The organism is Arthrobacter sp. BF1, from assembly GCF_056680215.1.
Map to the genome: position 1 here is coordinate 2,812,843 of NZ_CM155271.1, position 19,624 is coordinate 2,832,466.

At 66.3% G+C, this 19,624-nt stretch carries 10 protein-coding genes and 2 tRNA genes; 2 read left to right on the forward strand and 10 right to left on the reverse strand.

From position 1 onward, the window contains the following. Nucleotide 1: 1 nt before the first annotated feature. The 5 genes from AC1MCD_RS13155 to AC1MCD_RS13175 all read right to left on the reverse strand — a co-directional run bounded on the left by AC1MCD_RS13155 (nt 2) and on the right by AC1MCD_RS13175 (nt 5,759). Nucleotides 2-934, reverse strand: a complete 933-nt coding sequence (locus AC1MCD_RS13155) for a cytochrome b/b6 domain-containing protein (protein ID WP_498672596.1) — start codon at nt 932-934, stop codon at nt 2-4. 130 nt (nt 935-1,064) lie between these two features. Beyond that, nucleotides 1,065-1,141, reverse strand: a tRNA-Met gene (locus AC1MCD_RS13160). Between the two features lie 146 nt (nt 1,142-1,287). Continuing rightward, a tRNA-Met gene (locus AC1MCD_RS13165) sits at nt 1,288-1,361 on the reverse strand. 77 nt (nt 1,362-1,438) lie between these two features. Then, a complete protein-coding gene (locus AC1MCD_RS13170; protein ID WP_498672598.1) occupies nt 1,439-4,429 on the reverse strand; it encodes a UPF0182 family membrane protein in 2,991 nt (996 codons plus the stop codon). Nucleotides 4,430-4,565: 136 nt separating this feature from the next. After that, on the reverse strand, nt 4,566-5,759 hold the full coding sequence (locus AC1MCD_RS13175) for a YlbL family protein (RefSeq protein WP_498672600.1): 1,194 nt from the start codon (nt 5,757-5,759) through the stop codon (nt 4,566-4,568). Nucleotides 5,760-5,890: 131 nt separating this feature from the next. Between AC1MCD_RS13175 and AC1MCD_RS13180 the strand changes: the two genes are divergently transcribed. Continuing rightward, the gene (locus AC1MCD_RS13180) at nt 5,891-7,351 is read left to right on the forward strand and encodes a zinc-dependent metalloprotease (RefSeq protein WP_498672602.1); all 1,461 of its coding nucleotides are present in this window, start codon (nt 5,891-5,893) and stop codon (nt 7,349-7,351) included. A gap of 9 nt (nt 7,352-7,360) precedes the next feature. Here AC1MCD_RS13180 and AC1MCD_RS13185 read toward each other — a convergent pair whose 3' ends face one another. The 3 genes from AC1MCD_RS13185 to nudC form a co-directional block, all read right to left on the reverse strand. Further along, a complete protein-coding gene (locus AC1MCD_RS13185; protein ID WP_498672603.1) occupies nt 7,361-8,002 on the reverse strand; it encodes a M48 metallopeptidase family protein in 642 nt (213 codons plus the stop codon). Then, the gene (locus AC1MCD_RS13190) at nt 7,999-10,134 is read right to left on the reverse strand and encodes an ATP-dependent DNA helicase UvrD2 (protein ID WP_498672605.1); all 2,136 of its coding nucleotides are present in this window, start codon (nt 10,132-10,134) and stop codon (nt 7,999-8,001) included. The genes AC1MCD_RS13185 and AC1MCD_RS13190 overlap by 4 nt, the downstream gene beginning before the upstream one ends. A 112-nt stretch (nt 10,135-10,246) precedes the next feature. Then, nucleotides 10,247-11,269: an NAD(+) diphosphatase gene (gene nudC, locus AC1MCD_RS13195; protein ID WP_498672607.1), complete on the reverse strand. Its 1,023-nt coding sequence runs from the start codon at nt 11,267-11,269 to the stop codon at nt 10,247-10,249. 168 nt (nt 11,270-11,437) lie between these two features. Between nudC and AC1MCD_RS13200 the strand changes: the two genes are divergently transcribed. Next, nucleotides 11,438-12,679, forward strand: coding sequence for a macrolide 2'-phosphotransferase (locus AC1MCD_RS13200; protein ID WP_498672608.1), 1,242 nt, complete (start codon nt 11,438-11,440; stop codon nt 12,677-12,679). Here AC1MCD_RS13200 and AC1MCD_RS13205 read toward each other — a convergent pair. Both AC1MCD_RS13205 and AC1MCD_RS13210 read right to left on the reverse strand, forming a co-directional pair. Then, nucleotides 12,666-16,214, reverse strand: coding sequence for an ATP-dependent helicase (locus tag AC1MCD_RS13205; RefSeq protein WP_498672610.1), 3,549 nt, complete (start codon nt 16,212-16,214; stop codon nt 12,666-12,668). The genes AC1MCD_RS13200 and AC1MCD_RS13205 overlap by 14 nt on opposite strands. Continuing rightward, nucleotides 16,211-19,579 carry an ATP-dependent helicase gene (locus tag AC1MCD_RS13210; RefSeq protein WP_498678336.1) on the reverse strand — a complete coding sequence of 1,123 codons (3,369 nt, stop codon included), beginning with the start codon at nt 19,577-19,579 and terminating at the stop codon, nt 16,211-16,213. Before AC1MCD_RS13210 ends, AC1MCD_RS13205 begins: the two co-directional genes overlap by 4 nt. Between the last annotated feature and the right edge of the window lie 45 nt (nt 19,580-19,624).

Genomic DNA, 19,624 nt, shown 5'->3' on the forward strand with positions numbered 1-19,624 from the left:
CTTAGCGGCTGACTTTGCCCATGAGGGACGCAATGGGCCGGAGGAAGAGGGGCCGCGCCAGGATCCAGGCTGCCACCATCACGGCCACAGACGCCACGAATACCCAGAAGCCAAACCAGCCCGCGTCATCACTGCCGCCGTACATGTGGTTCAGGTTGCGCAGGGCTCCGGTGGCCAACACCAGGAAGACGTGCACCACGATGAAGGCCACGAAGTAGATCATCACCGGGAAGTGGATGGAGCGTGCCAGTTCCATGGGGTAGGCCTTGTTCAGGGCCGCCGCCTTCTTGGGCCACGCGGAAGATGTCCGGATACCGGAAATGAACGCGAGCGGCGCGGCAATGAACACCGTGGCGAAGTAGGTCAGCAGCTGCAGCGCGTTGTAGTTGACCCAGCCGTTCTCGGTGGGCCAGTTCAGCGAGGCGTACTGCAGGGCCGCCGAGAGCGCGTTGGGGAAGACATCCCAGCTGGTGGGGACGATTCGCATCCACTGGCCGGTGGCGAACAGCAGAACCACAAACACCAGGCCGTTGAGGATCCAGAGTGCGTCCAGGGTCAGGTGCAGCCACAGCTCCAAGGTGATCTTGGTGGGCGCGTTCCTGGTCTTGATCAGGCCCTTGTTGTTGCGCGTCCAGTGTCCGCTGGGCCGGGTGGTGGTCCGCACCTGCCAGCCGGTCCTGATGATCAGCAGCAGAAAGAAACCGTTGAGGAAGTGCTGCCAGCCCAGCCAGGCCGGGAAGCCCACGGGCGCACGGTCGGGAAGTTCCGAGTGACCCGGGTAGTCAGCGAGGAATGAGGCCACCGCCGGCAGCCCTGTCATCCACTTGGCCAGCAGCACCACCAGCACCAGGACCACAAGAGCGGCCGGAACACCCCAGTAGAGCCTGGACCGCTTGCGCGTCGCAGAGGCGGGCTTCTTCGTGGGTGTGGACATCGAAAAACATTCCTCTCGAGAATGACTGACCAGTGCTCAAACGACTCTGCGAACGAGAATACTAGGAACCACCAGTATTCGGGCAAAAAAAGACCCCGGCCGGCGTAACTCCCGGTCGGGGTCTTTCATATGGTTGCGGGGACAGGATTTGAACCTGTGACCTCTGGGTTATGAGCCCAGCGAGCTACCGAACTGCTCCACCCCGCGTCGCTTGACCAACATTACCCTAGTTTGGCGGAGGCAATTACCACTCGCCCGTGGTGGTCATCATTCAGCGTTTTCTCCGCCACGGGACCCGGCGGCTTAAACAAGAAAGTCCGAATCCTGTTTCCAGAATCCGGACTTTCCGCCAGTTGCGGGGACAGGATTTGAACCTGTGACCTCTGGGTTATGAGCCCAGCGAGCTACCGAACTGCTCCACCCCGCGTCGCAAGATCAACTCTACCGTCCAGTGAACGGGAGGCCAAATCCTGGTGGCGTGATGTGTGTCTCGCTGGGCCGCCGTCAGTTGGTTGCTGAGGGCGAGGGTGTCGCTGACGGTGTGGCTTCCGGCGACGGCGGGGTCGCCGGGGCCGGGACCGGAATCTTCACCTCGGCGTCGAGAGCCTTCTGCAGGGCAGCAGCCAGCTTCTTCTGCTCTTCCCCATAAGCGGCGAAGTCGCCGGCGGCCAAGGCCGTCTGGCCTGCCTTGATGGCCGCGTTCGCTGCCTCCAGGGCTGCCTTGAGGTCAGCCTGGGCGCCCGCACTGGCAGGCGGGGTTTCGCCAGGCGTGGCAGGCGTCTGGCCGGTGTTGGCAGAGTCACCGGCAGCTGCACCGGAGTCACCGCCGAAGAGTTGCTTCAGCGCGCCGTCGAGCGTCGGCGCGAAGCCCACCTTGTCACCAAAGGCAACCAGCACGCGCTGCAGCGTCGGGTATGACGTCTCGCCGGTGGACTTGAGGTAGACAGGCTGGACGTAGAGGATGCCGCCACCCACGGGCAGTGTCAGCAGGTTGCCGTTAAGCACCTCCGAAGCGCCCTGGCGCAGAAGGTTCAGGGCCTGGGACACAGTGGGGTCCGAGTTGAACTTGTTCTGGGCCTGGCCCGGTCCGGGAACCTGGATCTCCGGCGGAATCTGCAGCAGCCTGAGCTTGCCGTAGGTGTCGGCCTTCACGCCCTTCTCGTTCCCGGCATCCGAGTCAGCGGCCAGGAAGCCGTAGAGGACGTTGCGGGCGGTGCCGTTCACGATCTGCGGAATGTAGGAGGACGTCAGCTGGAATGCGGGCTCCTTCTGGTCAGGCATCTGCAGTGACATGTAGAACGGCGGCTGCTTGACATCGGTGGACACGGTGGGATCGTTAGGGACGCTCCAGACGTCCTTCGCCTGGTAGAAGCTCCCCGGGTCCGTCACGTGGTAGCGGCCCAGGAGTTCACGCTGAACCTTGAAGAGGTCCTCAGGGTAACGGACGTGACTCATGACATCCCCGGACATCTCCGAGTAGGGCTTCAGGGAGGTGGGATAAACCTTCTGCCATGCCTTCAGGATGGGGTCCTGGTCATCCCATGCGTACAGGGTCACCGCACCGTCGTAGGCATCGACGGTAGCTTTCACGGAGTTCCTGATGTAGTTCACCGAACTGTTGGGCAGTGCCACCGACCGACCCGCGGAGGTCTGCGAGTCTGCAGTGGCCGCCGAGAGCTGTTCCTGCTGCGAGTACGGGTAGTACTGGCTGGTGGTGTAACCGTCCACGATCCATTTGACGCGGCCGTCCACAACGGCCGGGTAGGCGTTGCCGTCCACCGTCAGGTAAGGCGCGACCTTTTCGACGCGTTCCCGCGGGCTGCGGTCGTACAGGATCTGGGAATCTGCATTAACGCCATCGGACAACAGCAGGTCCGAGGACTGGAACTTGATGGAGTAGAGGATTTTGTTGAAGAAGCTGCCCACATTCGGGCCGCCGTTGCCTTCGAAGGTGTACTGGTTGTCGGCCTCACCCTCTTTACCCGAGGGCCTGTCCTGCTCGCGGGGGGTTGCGCCGTCGGGCGCACCAACAATGGAGTACTCCGGTGAATTCTCACCGAAGTAGATCCTTGGCTGGTACGTTGAATCGTCGCCAAGGACACCGGTGGAAGGAATTCCGGACTGGAGAAACTCCGGCTTGCCGTCAACTGTGAACTTGTTTCCCTTGGCCGCGACCACGCCGTAACCGTGGGTGTAGACAACGTGCTGGTTCAGCCAACCCTGCTGGTTCGTGGCGACGTTGACCGGGTTCAGCTCACGCACGGCGATGACGGTGTCCTGGATCTTACCGTCCACCTCGTAGCGGTCAACATTCAGCGCCTCGGGGAACTGATAGTACGGCCGGTATTGTTCCAGCTGGGCAAACGCGTCAGAGATCAGGTTGGGGTCCAGGAGCCTGATGTTGGCTGTGGTCTGGGCGTCCGGGGCAAGCGCCCCGGTATTGGCCGTGTTGGTCGCGTTATAGCGGTCCACCTGGATCTGGTCCAGGCCGTAAGCCGCCCGGGTCATCTTGATGTTCCGTTCGATGTAGTCCTTCTCCAGCGTCTGCTCGGAAGGCCGCACCTGGAATTGCTGAATGACCCACGGGTACACGCCGCCGGCGAGGATCGAGGTGATGATCAGCATGGCCGTGCCGATGACCGGAAGGCGCCAGCGGCCGATGATGGCCGCAACGATGAAGAGGATGGCTACGAGTACGGCAGCGACGGCGAGGATCGCCTTGGTGGGAATCACGGCGTTGACGTCGGTGTACAGAGCGCCCGCCCAGCGTCCGCCGTTGCTCTGAAGCGCGGAATAGCGGTCCAGCCAGAAGTTGACGCCTAGGAGGATAAGGAAAGTTGCGCCGGTGACGGCGAGGTGGATCTGCGCGGCCCGGCTGGTGAACACGCCTCGTTCCATCAGGCGGATGCTGCCATAGAGGTAGTGGGTGAGGATGCCGGCGATGCCTGCCACCACGACAACGCTGATGAGGAACCCGGTGATGAAGCCCAGGAACGGCAAGGTCATCACGTAGAAGCTGATGTCCAGGTTGAAGAGAGGGTCTTGCTGGCCGAACGGCTCCTGGTTTAAGAACAGCAGTACCTTCTGCCACTGGCTCGCGGCCGCGCTGCCGGCGAACAGACCGAACAGGATAGGCAGCCCCACCATAACGACGCGGCGGACCGGTTCAAGCTGGGCCTGGTAGCGGTTGAGGTTGTCGCGCATTTCGGAGTCAGGCGCGTACACGGGCCTGGCGCGGTAGGCGATCCTGATGGCGAAAAAGACTGCCACGAACATCAGCGCGAAGCCGGCGAGGAAGATCAGGATCCGGGAGAGGTTTTCGGTGAGGAACACTTCGAAGTAACCGAGCTGCTGATACCACAGGACATCAGTCCACACATTGGCGAAGAAGATGAAGCCCACGACTACCAGGGCAACGACTATCAGGGTGGGTGTCAGGGCCCCGCGTCGTGATGGGGGTCTTCCGGGATGAATTGGGCTGGTGGGACGGGACAAACTCGGTACCTCATAGCTGATCGTCAGATTTACATTAAGAGTGAGCGTGCGGTTGACGTCCGGCACCGGTCAAGCGTGTGGCAACGTCCGTCATATCTGCCACGAGTGGCGGTAAAGCTTAGTTCCTGGCCTCAGTCTAGTTGCTGGTGCAGGACGGCAAACCGGCCGTGTCCTGACCGGATCCGGCGAGTTCGACGGCGGATCGTGCCTGGTCAAGGTTCTCCACCTTCACCACCTGCATTCCGTCCGGCACGTTGCCCACCACCTCATCGCAGTTATCTGCCGGGGCGAGGAACAGCGTGGCTCCCCCGGCGCGCGCGCCCAGCATCTTCTGCCGGATCCCGCCGATGGGGCCCACCGTGCCGTCGGGCGTAATGGTTCCTGTGCCGGCAATGTGCTTGCCCCCGGTCAGGTCGCCCGGCGTGACCGTGTCTACGATCCCCAGCGAGAACATCAGGCCGGCGCTAGGGCCGCCCACCTTGTCCAGGGAAATCTTCACGTCGAAAGGAAAAGTAAACAGATACTTCAGCATGATTCCCAGGATGTAACGGCCGGCCCCGTTGTCCTTGGGGGTGATGGTTTGCGTGACGGACGCCCCCGCCCGCTGCACCACGAGGGTGACAGGAGCGCCCTTGCCGGCGGCCAGTTCCTCCTGCACCACGACGAGGGACGTGATGGGCTTCCCGTTAATGCTCTGGAAGATGTCGCCGTCTTCGACTTTGCCGGCCGACGGCGATCCGTCGGACAGCCCGGCGGCCTGCAGTTGCTGGCCGAAGGGAATGTCGAGCTCCCTGAGTGCGGACGCAACAGCATTCTCCTGTGATGTGGTCATGGCCACGGAGCTCTGTTCTTCGGCCTGCTCTTTGGTGGTGCCCGTCGGGTAGATCAGCTCCTGCGGGTACACGGACTTGGACCCGTCCAGCCATGCGCCGAAGACCCCCAAAATGCTGACCGGACCGGTGGGGCCGCCCTCGACATACACCGTGGTGAGGTCCAGGTTGCCCTTCGCCGGATAGGACTCGTGCCCCGTAACACTGATGACCGGGGCGTCACCGGACCTGTCGAGAGTGTTGAACGTGGGCCCGGCCCGTTCCACGACATAAGGCACGGGAATGGTGGCAGCCGCTATCCCCAGCCCCACAGCCAGCATTCCCGAGAGCATCATGACGGACACTCGCCTGTCCCCGTGCCGGGGGTTCCGCGGGGCAAGGTGCCCGGCAGGGGCGACGCCTGCCGCAGGCCCTTCGGGCGGTCCGGCAGCCACGGTTGCACCGTCGTCGAGCTTGGGAGCGTGGTCCTCGTGTGGGTGTTCGCCACGGGTTGTAGTCACTGAACCAACACTACGCGGTGGCGCTGTCTGCCAGCTCTTTGCCTAGAGCGAACGTCCACCCTGTCCGGCAGACAGCCGCCCCCGCCCGGGGTACCGTGAAGTGAACGCTCAAACTGACGATCGGCGGGACCATGACCTCCAACCCACTCAATCCGTCCGACGGCGATGACACGCCAAAGGATCCGTTGACCGAGATGCTGCAGAACCTGATGGGCGGCAAGGGTATGGAAAACTTCGACCCCGCCGAACTGGCGAAGGCGGCCGGCCTGCCGGATGACCCCAACCTGCTCGCGCAGATGTTCTCCCAGGTCCAGGCCATGATGAGCGCCCCGTCGGAGGGCCCTGTCAACTGGCAGCTCGCCCACGAGAACGCCAGGCGCGTCGCGGCCAGCAGCGCGGACCCGTCCGTCACGGCCCAGCAAAGCCGGGAAGTGGACGAAGCCCTGCGGCTTGCCGAACTCTGGCTCGACCCCGTGACCGACCTCCCGGCAACCGGCCTGATCGGCCGGGCCTGGTCCCGCGCCGAGTGGGTGGAAGCCACCCTCGGAACGTGGAAGCGGCTGACCGAACCCGTCGCCAACAGCATCGCCAACGCTCTCTCCAGCGCCATGACCGAACAGATGCCTGAGGAGATGAAGTCCATGATGGGCGGGGCATCGTCCATGCTGCAGAACATGGGCGGAGCGATCTTCGGCATGCAGCTGGGCCAGGCGATCGGTGCGCTCTCCGCTGATGTCGTCAGCTCAACGGACATCGGTGTGCCGCTGGCCGACCTCGAAATGGCCCTGCTGCCGTCCAACGTCGCGTCCTTCGGCGAAGGGCTGAGCCTGCCGGAGAACGACATCCGCCTGTTCCTCGCTGTCCGCGAGGCGGCCCACGCACGCCTGTTCGTCCAGGTTCCTTGGCTGCGCGGCCATCTCCTGGGCGCTATCGAGGCCTACGCCCGCGGCATCCACATTGACACCTCCCGGATCGAGGAACTGGCCCGGGACCTTGATCCCGGCAACCCCGAAGGCATCCAGGAAGCACTGTCCAAGGGTGTCTTCATGCCGCAGCGGACTCCGGCCCAGGAGCAGGCACTGGAAAAACTGGAGACAGCCCTGGCCCTCGTTGAAGGCTGGGTGGATGAGCTCACGGCTTCGGCCACGGAAAGGATGCTGCCCTCTGCGGCGGCCCTCCGGGAGACGGTCCGGCGGCGGCGCGCCACGGGCGGCCCCGCTGAACACGCCTTTGCCTCCCTGGTGGGCCTTGAGCTGCGTCCCCGCCGGCTGCGGGAGGCTGCCACCCTGTGGGCAGTCCTTAGAGAGGAGCGCGGCATTGCCGGACGCGACGCCATCTGGCAGCACCCTGACCTGCTGCCCACCGCCGAGGACCTCGATGACCCGCAGGGCTTCGGCGGGCGGCGCAAGCTGGCGGAGGCCAGCGACAGCGAAGTGGACGACGCCCTGCAGAAGCTCCTCAGTGGCGGCTTCGATGATGCCCCGCAGGACTCCGCTGATCCCGGGGCCACCGAGTCCGGGGCTGAGGACTCTGGCGCCAAGGGGTCCGGCAAGGATGCCGACGACGGCGATGCGGATCAGCCCAAGGGCTAACGGGTGTGCCTAGTCGGCGCCGCCGGCCGGCTCAGTGCCGTCGGCTGGCCTGAAGTTGCCGTCTGACCCAGGACCGTCCGCGCCCAGGCCCCGGGAGGTGGCGTACGAGACGCCCTCCAGGAATGCCTTGGCGCGCATGGTGTCCGGATAGGCTTCCAACAGTTTCCAGAAGGCAGCGTTGTGCCCGGCCACAAGCAGATGGGCGAGCTCGTGCAACAGCACGTAGTCGATGACCCACTGCGGCATAGGGCGGAGCTTGTCGGACAGCCGGATGGTCCCTTCGGACGGCGTCGCGGAACCCCACCGTGAGTTCTGGTTACTGACCCAGCGGACCGACGTCGGGACCGCCCTGCCGCCGAAGTACTGGGCCGAAAGGGCTGCCGCATGGGACGCCAGCGCGGCATCCGTGGCGGGTTGCTTGCGTCCTTTGTCCGCGCGCCGCTCCCCCTGCCGGTGCAGTTTCTCCAGCATGCGGCGCACCCACTCGGACTCCTGGGCGGCCGTAAAACGGGCAGGAATGGCCACAACCGCCGTCCCGTTTTCCCAGAAGGCGGCCACGGTCCGGGTGCGCCGGGCCGATCGCCGCACCTCCACCGGCGCCCCGTCGGCAGTCGTCAGACCTTGCGGCCGGTTGCCCTTGCCAGGCCTCACAGGACGGTGCTTTCGACGAGTACGCGCAGCACGTCTTCGCCGTAGCGTTCCAGTTTGGCCGGGCCAACGCCGGCCAGCGCGGCGAGTTCCTCCAATGAGGACGGCTTGGCCTCGGCAATGGCCGTCAGTGTCGCGTCTGTAAAGACCACGAAGGCCGGGACTTCGGCGGCCAGCGCGATCTCCTTCCGCCACTGCCTGAGGGCGTCAAAGGTCTGTTCCTCGTAGCTGGGCGGACAGTCGTTGCAGCGCCCCACCTTGCGTTCGGCTCCACTGGCCAGCATGCTTCCGCAGACCCTGCAGGTCGCGGGGGCTGCAGCCTTGCGGCGCGGGGCTGGCCCTTTGCCGCGCACGCTGGAGCTGGCCACCGAGTTGGGACGTAGCCCGTCAAGGAACCGCGAAGGTTTCCGGTTGGCCCGGCCGCCGGGCGTGCGCGCCGTGGACCAGGACAAGGCGAGGTGCTCGCGGGCCCGGGTGATTCCCACATACAGGAGGCGTCGCTCCTCATCCACGGCCTCGGGAGAGTCCGCGAAGGAGATAGGCATCAGGCCTTCGCTGAGGCCCACGAGGAAAACGGCATCCCATTCCAGGCCCTTCGCGGCGTGCAACGAAGCCAGCGTCACGCCCTGGACCGTGGGAGCATGCTGGGCCAGCGACCGTTCCTGGAGTTCATTGACGAAGTCGGCCAGGCCGAACTGCTCACCCCGGACCTGGACCAGTTCGTCGGCGAGGGCTACCAGTGCCGCCAGTGATTCCCAGCGTTCGCGGAGGGCACCGCCGTTATGGGGCGGGGCATCGGTGTAGCCGAGGGATGCCACGATATCGCGGACCAGCTGGCCCAGCGGTTCAGGCGTGGCTGATTCGGCCACAGCCCTGGTTGCGGCCCGGAGCTGAAGGATGGCATCGCGCACTTCCTTGCGGGCGAAGAAACGCTCACCGCCGCGGAGTTGGTAGCCGATCCCGGCCGCCGCAAGGGCCTGTTCGTAGGCCTCGGACTGCCCGTTCGTGCGGAACAGGACGGCTACCTGGCTGGCGGGAGTGCCGGCGTCGAGCAGTTCCCGGATCTTGACGGCCACTGTGGCGGCTTCGGCTTCATCGTCCGAGCATTCGGTGAACTGCGGGACCGGCCCGGCAGGGCGCTGGGCCACGAGCTGCAGCGGTGTAGCCCAGGCGGAATCGGCAACAGGGCCGCCGTTGCGCCGCGCGGCCAGGAGGTCGTTGGCCAGCTTGACCACCTGCGGCGTGGAGCGGTAATCGCGGATCAGCTTCACCACGTTGGCCTCAGGGTACTGCGCCTTGAAATTCAGCAGGTGCTTGGGGGACGCCCCGGTGAACGAGTAGATGGTCTGGCTGGCATCGCCCACCACGCACAGCTCATCCCGGCCGCCGAGCCAGAGCTCAAGGAGGCGCTGCTGCAGCGGGGAAACGTCCTGGTATTCATCCACGACGAAGTGCCGGTACTGCTCGCGGACCGTGGCAGCGACCTTCTGGTCCTCCTGCAGGATGCCGACCGTAATCAGCAGGACGTCCTCGAAGTCGATGACGTTGCGGTCCGTCTTGACGTCCTCGTAGGACTGGAAAACCCGGGCGACGGCAGTCAGGTCAAACCCGCCGGGAGTTCCCCGATCCTGCGCGTTCTCCAGGTAGTTGGCCGGGGTCAGCATGGAAACCTTGGCCCACTCAATCTCCGATGCGAGGTCGCGGATGGAGGCTCGGTCCGTGCTGAGCCTGAGGCGGCGGGACGCCTCGGCGATCATCTGCGCTTTATGGTCCAGCAGATTGGGCAGTGTGCCGCCCACTGCTTGCGGCCAGAAAAACTGCAGCTGCCTTAATGCGGCAGCGTGGAACGTGCGGGCCTGCACGTTGCCCACGCCGAGGTCCCGCAGCCGGCTGCGCATTTCTGCCGCAGCCCGGGCTGTGAAGGTGACGGCGAGGAGCCGCTGTGGACTGTAGACACCGGAGTGCACCCCATAGGCAATCCGGTGCGTAATGGCACGGGTCTTTCCGGTGCCGGCGCCAGCCAGGACGCACAACGGGCCGTTCAGGGTGCTGGCAACCTCCCGCTGCTCGGCATCAAGTCCCCCGAGGATGCGCTCCTCGAGGGACTGTGCACTGTCAAAATTCTCTGTGGTCACTTCTGCTGCTCTGTTGTTGGAACTGCTGCTGTTGAAACTGCCGCCATTGGGACTTCCCAGTGGGACGACTCACTTGCCGGCGCCTGGCCAGGCATGCTGCGTGGCCAAGTGGTCACGTGTCGGGGCGGTCCATGATCCGGCCGCCATACCAATGCTCAATCAGGGAGCGTGCGATGGACAGCCGGCTGGATATGGTGATCTCACCGGCGAGCACGGCCTCCTGCAGTTCATCCCGGCTGAACCAGCGCGCCCGGGTGACCTCCACGCCGTCGGGTGTTGCCTCGGTATCTTCCGTGATAGCGGAGAACCCAAGCATCAGGGAGGCCGGGAACGGCCAGGACTGCGAGCCCAGGTACTGGCTGCGGGTGATCCTGACGCCCACTTCCTCGTGGATTTCCCTGATCACGGCCTGCTCGAGGGATTCGCCGGGCTCGACGAATCCCGCAAGTGTGGAGTAGTTCTTCGCGTCCAGCGGTCCCCCACCGCCCAGCAGGAGCCGGCCGTCCGGTCCTACCACCGTCACGATAATTGCAGGGTCTGTCCGGGGGTAGTGCTCAGAATTGTCCTGGGGGCAGCGGCGCACCCAGCCGCCGGACTCCACTACCGTGGGCACACCGCAGCGGGGGCAGTGCGTATGAGTGGCGTGCCAGTTGGCAATGGCGCTGGCCTCAACAAACAACGCCGTATCTGTGGGGTTCAGGACGGCGGCGATGTCCCGGAATCCGGCCCACTCGGCGTCGGACGGAATTCCTGCTGCTCCCGGCGCTACAGTTTCGGGCAGGATGAGCAGGACAATTTCCGTGCCCGCAGGCAGGTCAGAGTCCGGCAGCGCAGCGCCGAGATAGATAGCCTGCACCGGGACGGTACCAAGGTCCTGGAGCCGCGCCAGTAGCTCACGTGCCCCCGGCAGGAACAGCTGGTTGGCCTGGATAAGGGCCTGCCGGCCAGCCAAAACAAGTGCGAGTGTTCTCTCTCCGGCCAACAGGTCCTCAACCATGCCGGGCCGGGCGCGTTCCACGGAGCCGCGGTCCACCGCGGCCGGCCGGACCGGCAACACGGTATCGAACAGGTGGTTGGCCGGCAGCTGGACTGCCTGCGCCTGGTAGGCCGGTGTAGCGGACTCCGCATAACTCATGTGTCCACCGTACTGACTCGGCCCGACAATTTACATTTGGCAGCGAGAATCGGCAGCACATGTGGCGGGGACCTCAGGCCGTGGCGAAAGGGTCGACATTTGCACGGTATCTGGAGACTCGCCGCTGCACATCGTTGTGTTAGACGCCAGCCAATCTACCGTGGAACGGTGAGAAGAAAACCGATCGAACTGGCAGCCGTTGCAACCGCGGCAGTCCCCGGGCTGACCCCCACCGCCGTCAGCTCCGACGCGGACGATCCCGCCGATTTCGATTCCGCCCTGCTCCTTGATTCCGAAGGCAAGCGCTGGCGGGTCAGGTCGCCGCGGCATGCGGAAGCCAGCGCCAGGCTCGAAACGGAATTCCTTGTACTCCGGGCGTTCGCACCGGCTATCCGTGCCGAGCTGCCCTTCCTCATGCCTACTGTCGCCGGCAGCGTCCGCCTCGGCAGCCTGAGCACGTTTGTCTACTCGCACCTCGGCGGCAGTAACCGTAGCGTGGAGGAACTGACCGCCGGCCCCGAAGCACTGGCCAAGGAGATCGGAACGGCCTTGGCCGCAATCCACGATCTTCCGCACACCCTGGTCAGCAACGCTGACCTGCCCAGCTACACCCCCAACGAATTCCGCCAGCGCAGGCTCAACGAGCTGGACCAGGCTGCCACCACCGGAAAGATCCCCGCGTCACTCCTGCGCCGCTGGGAACACGCCTTGGAAGACGTCTCGCTGTGGCGGTTTAATCCCAGCGTTGTCCACGGCGACCTCCATGAGGACAACCTTCTGGTGGAGGGCAGTCGCGTCACCGCGGTGACGGGTTGGACCGACCTCCGGATCGGCGATCCCGCCGATGACTTCGCCTGGCTGGTTGCCTCTAACGAGCAGGACTTTGTCGAGGCAGTGCTGGCCAGCTACACGGCGAGCCGCCGGGACGCCCCGGACCAGCACCTGCTGCGGCGGGCCGCGCTGTCCGCGGAGTTCGCCCTGGCGCAATACCTCGTCAAGGGCATCGCGGCCGAGGACTCCGGCATGGTTGCTGAAGCTGAGGGCATGCTGGAAACCCTGGCGGCCGACGTCGAGGAACACGGCGGCCAGGCCATCAGCGTCGAGCCCCTGCCCGGCCAGGACCCTGCCGGGGGCGCTGTGCCGGCCGGAGCCGGTGCCCCGGTAGGGACCGGAGTAACAGACGACGGCGTGCCGTCACCAGCAGTGAACGGGTCGGCCGCCCCCGCCGTTACCGTCGCCCCGGTCCCGTCCGTCAGTGTTGTTCCGGTCCCTGCAGTGACGGTCATTCCCGTTCCGGCCGTGACGGTTGTCCCGGTTCCCGAGGTGCCTGAAGCAGAGGCACCGGCGGCCCGGTCTGCCGAGGACACCTCAACTGCGGCGATCAGCATCGTGGACGTCAGGAAGCCCTAGCTCCCAGCGCGGCTGCCACAATCTGCTCGAGTTCCTCAGCGGAGCCCAGATCGTGCGGACGAACCACCTGGTTGTCCGCCACATAGAAGAACGCAGCCCGGACTTCATCCACCGGGACGCCTTTCAGCCGTGCCCACGCGAGCCGGTAGGCTGCGAGCTGGACGGACTTTGCCCGGAGCTGGGATGCGGAGGGACGGCGGCCGGTCTTCCAGTCCACCAGGTCCCAGCGGCCGTCGGCATCCAGGAAGACTGCGTCGATGCGGCCTCGGACCACCACTTCCCCTACCCGGGTTTCGACCGGGACTTCAACAAACGCGGGCGACCGGTCACTCCACTCGGAGGCCTTGAATGTGGCCACCATGGCGTCGAGATCATATGCGGCGTCAATATGATCGTCCGAACCTGGGGCCTCGCCGAGATCCAGCATGCCGGCGGTTCCGAAGTATTCCTCCACCCAAGCGTGGAAGGCGGTGCCTTTCCGCGCCGACATGCCCGGCTCGCGCGGAACCGGGCGCCGAAGCCGGCCGACTACCCCCGCGGGGTCCTCGCCCAGGTCCACCAACGTGGACGCGGAGATGTGGCCGGGCAGGTGCACGTCTTGGCCGCCCGCCCGCCTGGACCGGCGTTCCAGCAACAACGCAGCTTCCCGCGCCCACTCGGCAGCACTGCCCCGGAGCCTCCGGCCGTGCTCTACGGCAGGCCCGGAACCGTCAACAGCCGCGCCCTCACCGAGAAGCGCGCGCTCCGCACTGGCTGCGTTCCGTGCGTTGGACGGATACCGGGCATTGGACGCGTCAAGTGCGGCCCGGACCCGAGCCGCGGCACTGTCCATGGCCCGCCGCCTGCCGGCAACCACGCGCCGTCGTTCGCCTGTACGGGGATCCACCGGACCTTCGAGAGGGTCATACGGCCATGTGGCCAGCTCGGTTTCGGTGGTTAACGGGCTCTTCTCCGGCAGGGACGCTTCCTCCACCGATGACGGGTGCACTACCGCGCCGCCAGTTGGCGGCTTTTCCCTGGCGCCGGTGGCGAGTTGCTCCAGCTCAGCCAGGAAGGGCGACATCTCAGCGCGGCCCGCCCGGGAGCCGACCCAGGCTGCGCTGGAAACCCAGAGGACGTGTTTGGCCCTGGTGTAGGCCACATACGCCAGCCGGCGCTCTTCACCTTCACCGTGGACCTGGACTGCAGACTTGAAGTCCTTCTCTGCGTCCAGCCAGCCTTTTTGGTCGGGCTGGTCGGTGTCCCATTGCGGGAGATCCGCCCGGTCACCCCGCAATGGCCAAGGCAATGCGGCAGCGCCGCTGCTCCACCGGGAGTCCTTGTTGCTCGGGAAGGCGCCCGCATTCAGGCCCGGTACAAAAACAACGTCCCATTCCAGGCCCTTTGACGCATGGACGGTCAGCAGCTGCACGGCCTCGCGGTTGATATCCGGCGGCGGTGCTTCCAGTCCGTTCTCTTCGGCCGAGGCTGCCTCCAGCCAGGCTAGAAAGGCAAGGATGTCCACCCGGTGGGAAGTCCGCAGGAATCCCGCTGCCGCGTCCTGGAACGCGTCCAGGTTCCGGCGGGCCTGATGGATGCTGATTCCCGGGCGGGCCGCTACTTCGATATCGAGCAGCATGGCGCGTTCCACCTCCCCCAGCAGGGTTGTGAGGTCATCGCCGAGATATCCGCGCAGCTGCCTGAGCTCAGCCGAGAGCCTGCTGAGCCGTTCGCGGGCCGGACCGGTCAGCGAACGGCCATGGGAGGAGACCCAGTCCTCGCGCGGCAGCCAGTCCAGCGCCTCGACGAGGCTGGCGCCGTCTGTCAGGTCGCTTTCAATGACGGCGTCATCCGGTGCTTCCCCGGCGTCGGCATCCACAGCAGGTGCCCCGGCCCGGTGTCCTCGGCGGCGTGCGAGCTGGCTCGACCAGTCGCGGAAGGCCATCAGGTCCGCCGGGCCGATCCGCCACCGCGCCCCCGCGAGGAGGCGCATCAAGGAGTCCGAGCGTCCCGGATCGGCCAACACCCGAAGGGTGGCCACGAGGTCGACGATTTCGGGGGTGTCCAGCAGTCCGCCGAGCCCCACGATTTCGTAAGGGATCCCGCGCGACTCGAATTCGCGGCGGATGGTCTCCATTTGGGCCCGGCGCCGGCAGAGAACGGCCAGGGCCGGTGGCACCGGAGTGCCGTCGGCTTCACGCTCGAAGTCCGTGACCCGGTACTTCTGGACGTCGGCGGCCAAGGCCGAGGCTTCCTCGACGTCAGTGCCGAAGCGGCCCAGCACCACCTGCCCTTCCACGGCGAAGGGACTCGGCTGCAGTGGAGGTACCGCCACGGCCTCCGGCGTGGTACCGGCGGGGGCCAGGTGTGCCTCGGCCCTGCCCAGGGCCTTGGACATGATGTTTGCGGCGCCGAGAATGGCCCGGCCGTTGCGCCACGCAGTAGTGAGATAGGACGTTGGCGCCAGCTGGTACGCTCCGCCGTCGTCGTCGCCGCCCTCGCCTTCGCGGTCCAAACGGACGGGAAATTCGCGGACAAAATGGAAAAGCTGGCCGGCGGAGGCCCCGCGGAAGCCATAGATGGACTGGTTGGGATCACCGACGGCCGTGACCGCGTGCCCCTCCCCGAAGAGCCGCGAAAACAGCACCAGCTGGGCGTACGAGGTGTCCTGGAACTCGTCCAGGAGCACCACTTTGTAGCGCTGGCGTTCCAGCTCCGCAGCCAGCGGAACCTCCCTGGACACCCTGGCAGCGAGCGCCACGAGGTCGCCAAAGTCCAGTGCTCCCCGTGCCCGCTTCGCAGCAGTGTAACGGCCCACCATGTCGGCAACGCTTGCCCGTGTGCGCAGCATCGCGGCGAGTTCAGCCGCGGCCAGCGGCGCGTTTTTCGCGGCACCGGCGAGGTAAGGGAGCACTTCGAATTCGCCGAGGCGGGCCATCAGCCAGGCTTCGACGTCGGCCGGTTCCTGCAGGTGTTCGGCGCACTCCCCTGCCAGCTGGATGACAGCCTTGACCAGAGTGGACTTTGCCGCCCGGAAGTGGCGATAGTCGCCGTCGAACGCTTCCACCACTTCGCTGGCCAATTGCCAGGCCTGGGCGCCGCCGAGCAGCACAACGTCCCGCTCCACCCCGAGCCGCAGCCCGTAGTCGGACACGATACCGCTGGCGAAGGAATGGTAAGTGGAGACTTTGGGTTCAAGCGCGTCACTGCTGAGCAGGCCCTCCGGGAACACCGCATGCCCGGTGTCCTGGGCCGCAATCCGCTGCAGTGCTGCCAGCTTGGCCCGGATCCGTGTGGCCAGCTCACCGGCCGCCTTCCTGGTGAACGTAACGCCCAGGACTTCCTCGGGCCTGACCCAGCCATTGGCGACAAGCCAGACCACTCGGTCGGCCATGGTGGCGGTTTTACCGGATCCTGCCCCGGCGATTACCAGCCGTGGGGCCAAGGGGGAACAAATAATGGCGGACTGTTCAGGCGTCGGTGTGTTTTTTTCACCCAGGAGCGCGGACAGCTGCTCGGGGCTGAAGAGGGGCTCGGGAGGCCGGTGCCGGTTCATTCTGTGACCTGTTTTCCGCGGACACAGAGCGGACAGACCTCGGGGAGCCGGCAGCCGTGGCCGCCGTGGCTGCCCTTAGCCGGATCGTGCCTGGCCTCGAAGCTGTTGCCTGACATCAGCAGTGCCGCGTCAGTGACCATCTCCAGCGCCCAGTTTTCCTGTGGATCCAGCGGTTCCTGCTGCTGAACACCGGGGCTCTTGGTGGTGGTTCCCAGCTGGGCCAGCACAGCACCTCCAGGCACAGCGCCGCCCGGCACGGCGGGCCCGGTCATGCCGGGCAGGTCCCGGAAGCCGCCCGCAAGAACGGCTGCCTGGTAGGCCCCCAACTGCGGATGGCGAGACAACTCTGTCTTGCCGGGCTGCCGTTTGCCCGTTTTGAGGTCCACAACCACCAGCCTTCCCTCACTGTCGATCTCCAGCCTGTCAACCTGGCCGCGGAGGACGGCTGCCCTCCGCTCGCTGTCACCGGACGCCGGATCCAGGCTCCCTGAGTCCATACCGCCGGCGTCGAGGCCGGCGGCGTTCAGGCCCAAGGCGTTCAGGCCATCCCGGCTGTCCGACTGCATCGGCGGCAGGTCAGGCAGGCGCACCTCGAAGTCCTGCTCGACGCCCAGGAGGCTCCGCCCCTCGCTCCGCATCACCAGGACGTACTGGGCGAGCTTGCGCACCATGGTTTCGGCCCGCTGGAAGTCGAGCTTGCCTTCCCAGTTGTCCTTCATGCCCAGGGTGGGCCAACGGCGCACAAGCTCTTCGACGTACTGCCCCCCGGACGCGTCCGGCATGTCCTGCGCGATGGCGTGCACCAGGGTCCCCAGGCTGCGGGCGAAATCGGTGGCGGCCTCGCCTCCGGCAGCTTGCACAAACCAGTCGAGCGGGGACTTCTGCACGGACTCCACCTTCGAGGGCGAAACATAGACGGTCCCGCCCGGCGGGACCACCGGCTCCGACGTGCTCAGGGGCAACAATCCCCACCAGCTGTCCGGGTGGGCCCCGGGCACGGGCGGTTCCGCTGTTGCCAGTGCGGCAAGAACCCTGGCGGCTTCGGCGGCCTCGGGCTCGAACCCGCCTTCCAGCTGCGCATACTGGCGCAACTCGGCGACCAGTGCACGGAGCGTCATGGGCCGTTCCACCTGCGTGAACCCCCTGCCCTCCCGGCCCGGTTCGAGGGGCGCCACGTAGTCAAGGAAGGACGACGGCTGGTCGTCCTCCGAGGAGACCGCCGTGCAGATCAGGAGCTGCTCGGCCCGGGAAACCGCCGTGGAGAAGCTCCGGAGTTCGTCGTAGCGGATTTCCCGCAGCCGGCTCAGCGGGTCGAGCTGCAGGGCGTAGCTGACCCCGTGCTCCACCGCGTCAGCGAACAGGCTGCTGCCCAGCAACTCGCCGCGAAGCCGGGTGTTGGGCCAGACGCCCTCCTGCAGCCCCGCCACGATGACCACGGGCCACTGGCGTCCCGCAGCACTGGCCGGGGTCATCAGCTCGACGGCGTCGTCCACCTGCGCCCGCGCGGCGAGCGTGTCCATGGGCAGCTCCTGGTTCAGGAGGTATTCGAGGAACTGCTCGGGACCTGCGCCGGGCATCTGATCCACGTACCGCTCCGCGGTGTGGAAGAGGGCCATCATGGCGTCGAGGTCGCGGTCGGCCCGCGCGCCGTGGGAGCCGCCGGACAGAGCGGATTCCGTCCAGGCGTTGGCCAGCCCGGTGGAGTGCCAGAGTGCCCAGAGAACCGTCTCTGCGTTGGCCCCGGGCTGGGATGCAGCGTGCTGCCCGGCCTGGATCATGCGGGCCGTCCGGCGCGCGGACCTGCCCTCCACGCCCAGGGTCAGCAGCGCTCCCGGTTCCAGGAGTGCCTCGACCAGCAGGGCGTCGCTGGTCCGCCCACCGCCGCCCTGTAACTCCTCGCGCCGGAGGGATTGCCGGAGCCGCCGCAGTTCAATCGACGTAGCGCCCCCGATCCGGGACGTCAGTAACGCGACGGCGGCTTCCGGAGTCAGAAGCGAAGGGTCCAGTGCAAGGGCATAAGCGTCCAGCAGCGGGCGCACGGCCACTTCGTCGCGCACCGCAGACTCGGCCACCGGCACGCGGACCGGGATCCCCTGCCCCGACAGGTAGCGCTGCAGCTCGCTGAGCTGGCCGCCATTGCGGACAATCACCGCAATCTCGGCGAGATCCCGGCGGTGGTTGACATGCTGGTCCAGGATTCGCTGGGCGACATACCGCAGCTCGTGCACCGGGGACGGGACCAGGTGCGCTTCCACCGTTCCGGTGAGCGTTGAGTGGGCGTCGACGACGGCGATCCCGGCATCCGCAGCCCCTCCTCCGTGTGCGGGCTGCTCGAGGCGCCGTGCCAACTGCCCTCCGGCGCGTTGCGAGATCCGGGCGGCCACGCCGAGCCAGGCCTGGGCAATTGCAGGGGTGTGCCGGTGCGTGTGCCAGAGCGGCCGTTCGAGGACGCCGGACCCGGCGGCCAGCAGCCGTGGAAGGTCGGCGACGAGATCCGGCCTGGCCCCGCGGAAACCCTGCACCACTGTGTCCGGGGAGAACGCGACGTAGCAGTCCTTGCCCGCGGCGATGTCCGCAAGCAGTTCGTAAACCGCGGGGTTCGCCTCCTGGACGTCATCCACCAGCACCAGCTGCAGCCGTTCGCGCTCTGCGGCCAGGAAGCCGGGCTCGTCCTGGAAGATCTGGCGGGCAGTGGTGATGATGCCTGCGGGGTCGAAGGCTTCGGGCATCCGCAGGTCCAGGACGTCCCGGTACTCCGAGTACAGGGCTGCTGCGGCGATCCAGTCGGGCCTGGCGCATTGGCGCCCCAGCTCTTTAAGGTCGGCTGCGGTCCGGCCGGATTCGATGATGCGGTCAAAAAGGAGGCGCACTTCGTGCCGGAAGCCCCGGGTCTCCAAGGCCGCCTCCAGGTCCTGCGGCCACGGCAGGTCCAGGCCGGGCAGGCGGTGACCTTCCAGCAGCTCCCGGATGATCAGGTCCTGTTCCGGGCCGGAGAGGAGTCGCGGCGCCCGCGGGAGCGGAAGGATCCCCTCGGCTTTCGCCCGGCGGATCAGGTCAAAGGCATAGGAGGCCCAGGTCCGGGCGGGCGTGGTGCTCAGGCTCCTGTCCAGCCGTGCCGTAAATCGGTCCCGGAGCGAGTCGGCCGCCAGCCGTCCCGGTGCCAGAATGAGGATCCGTTCCGGATCCACGCCGTCCTGCAGCGCACGGCGGACGGCAGCTTCGATGAGGACGGTGGACTTACCGGTGCCGGGTGCGCCGGGGACCAGCACGGGTCCCGAACCATGCGGCACCTCGACAGCTTCCCGCTGGTCCAATGACAGCACTGGAACCTCTGCGTGGACCTGCCGCGGCGGGAGAAGCCTCAGGCCCGTGCCGCCGGTTTGTCCTGTCGCCGAAGCCGGGCTGTCCGC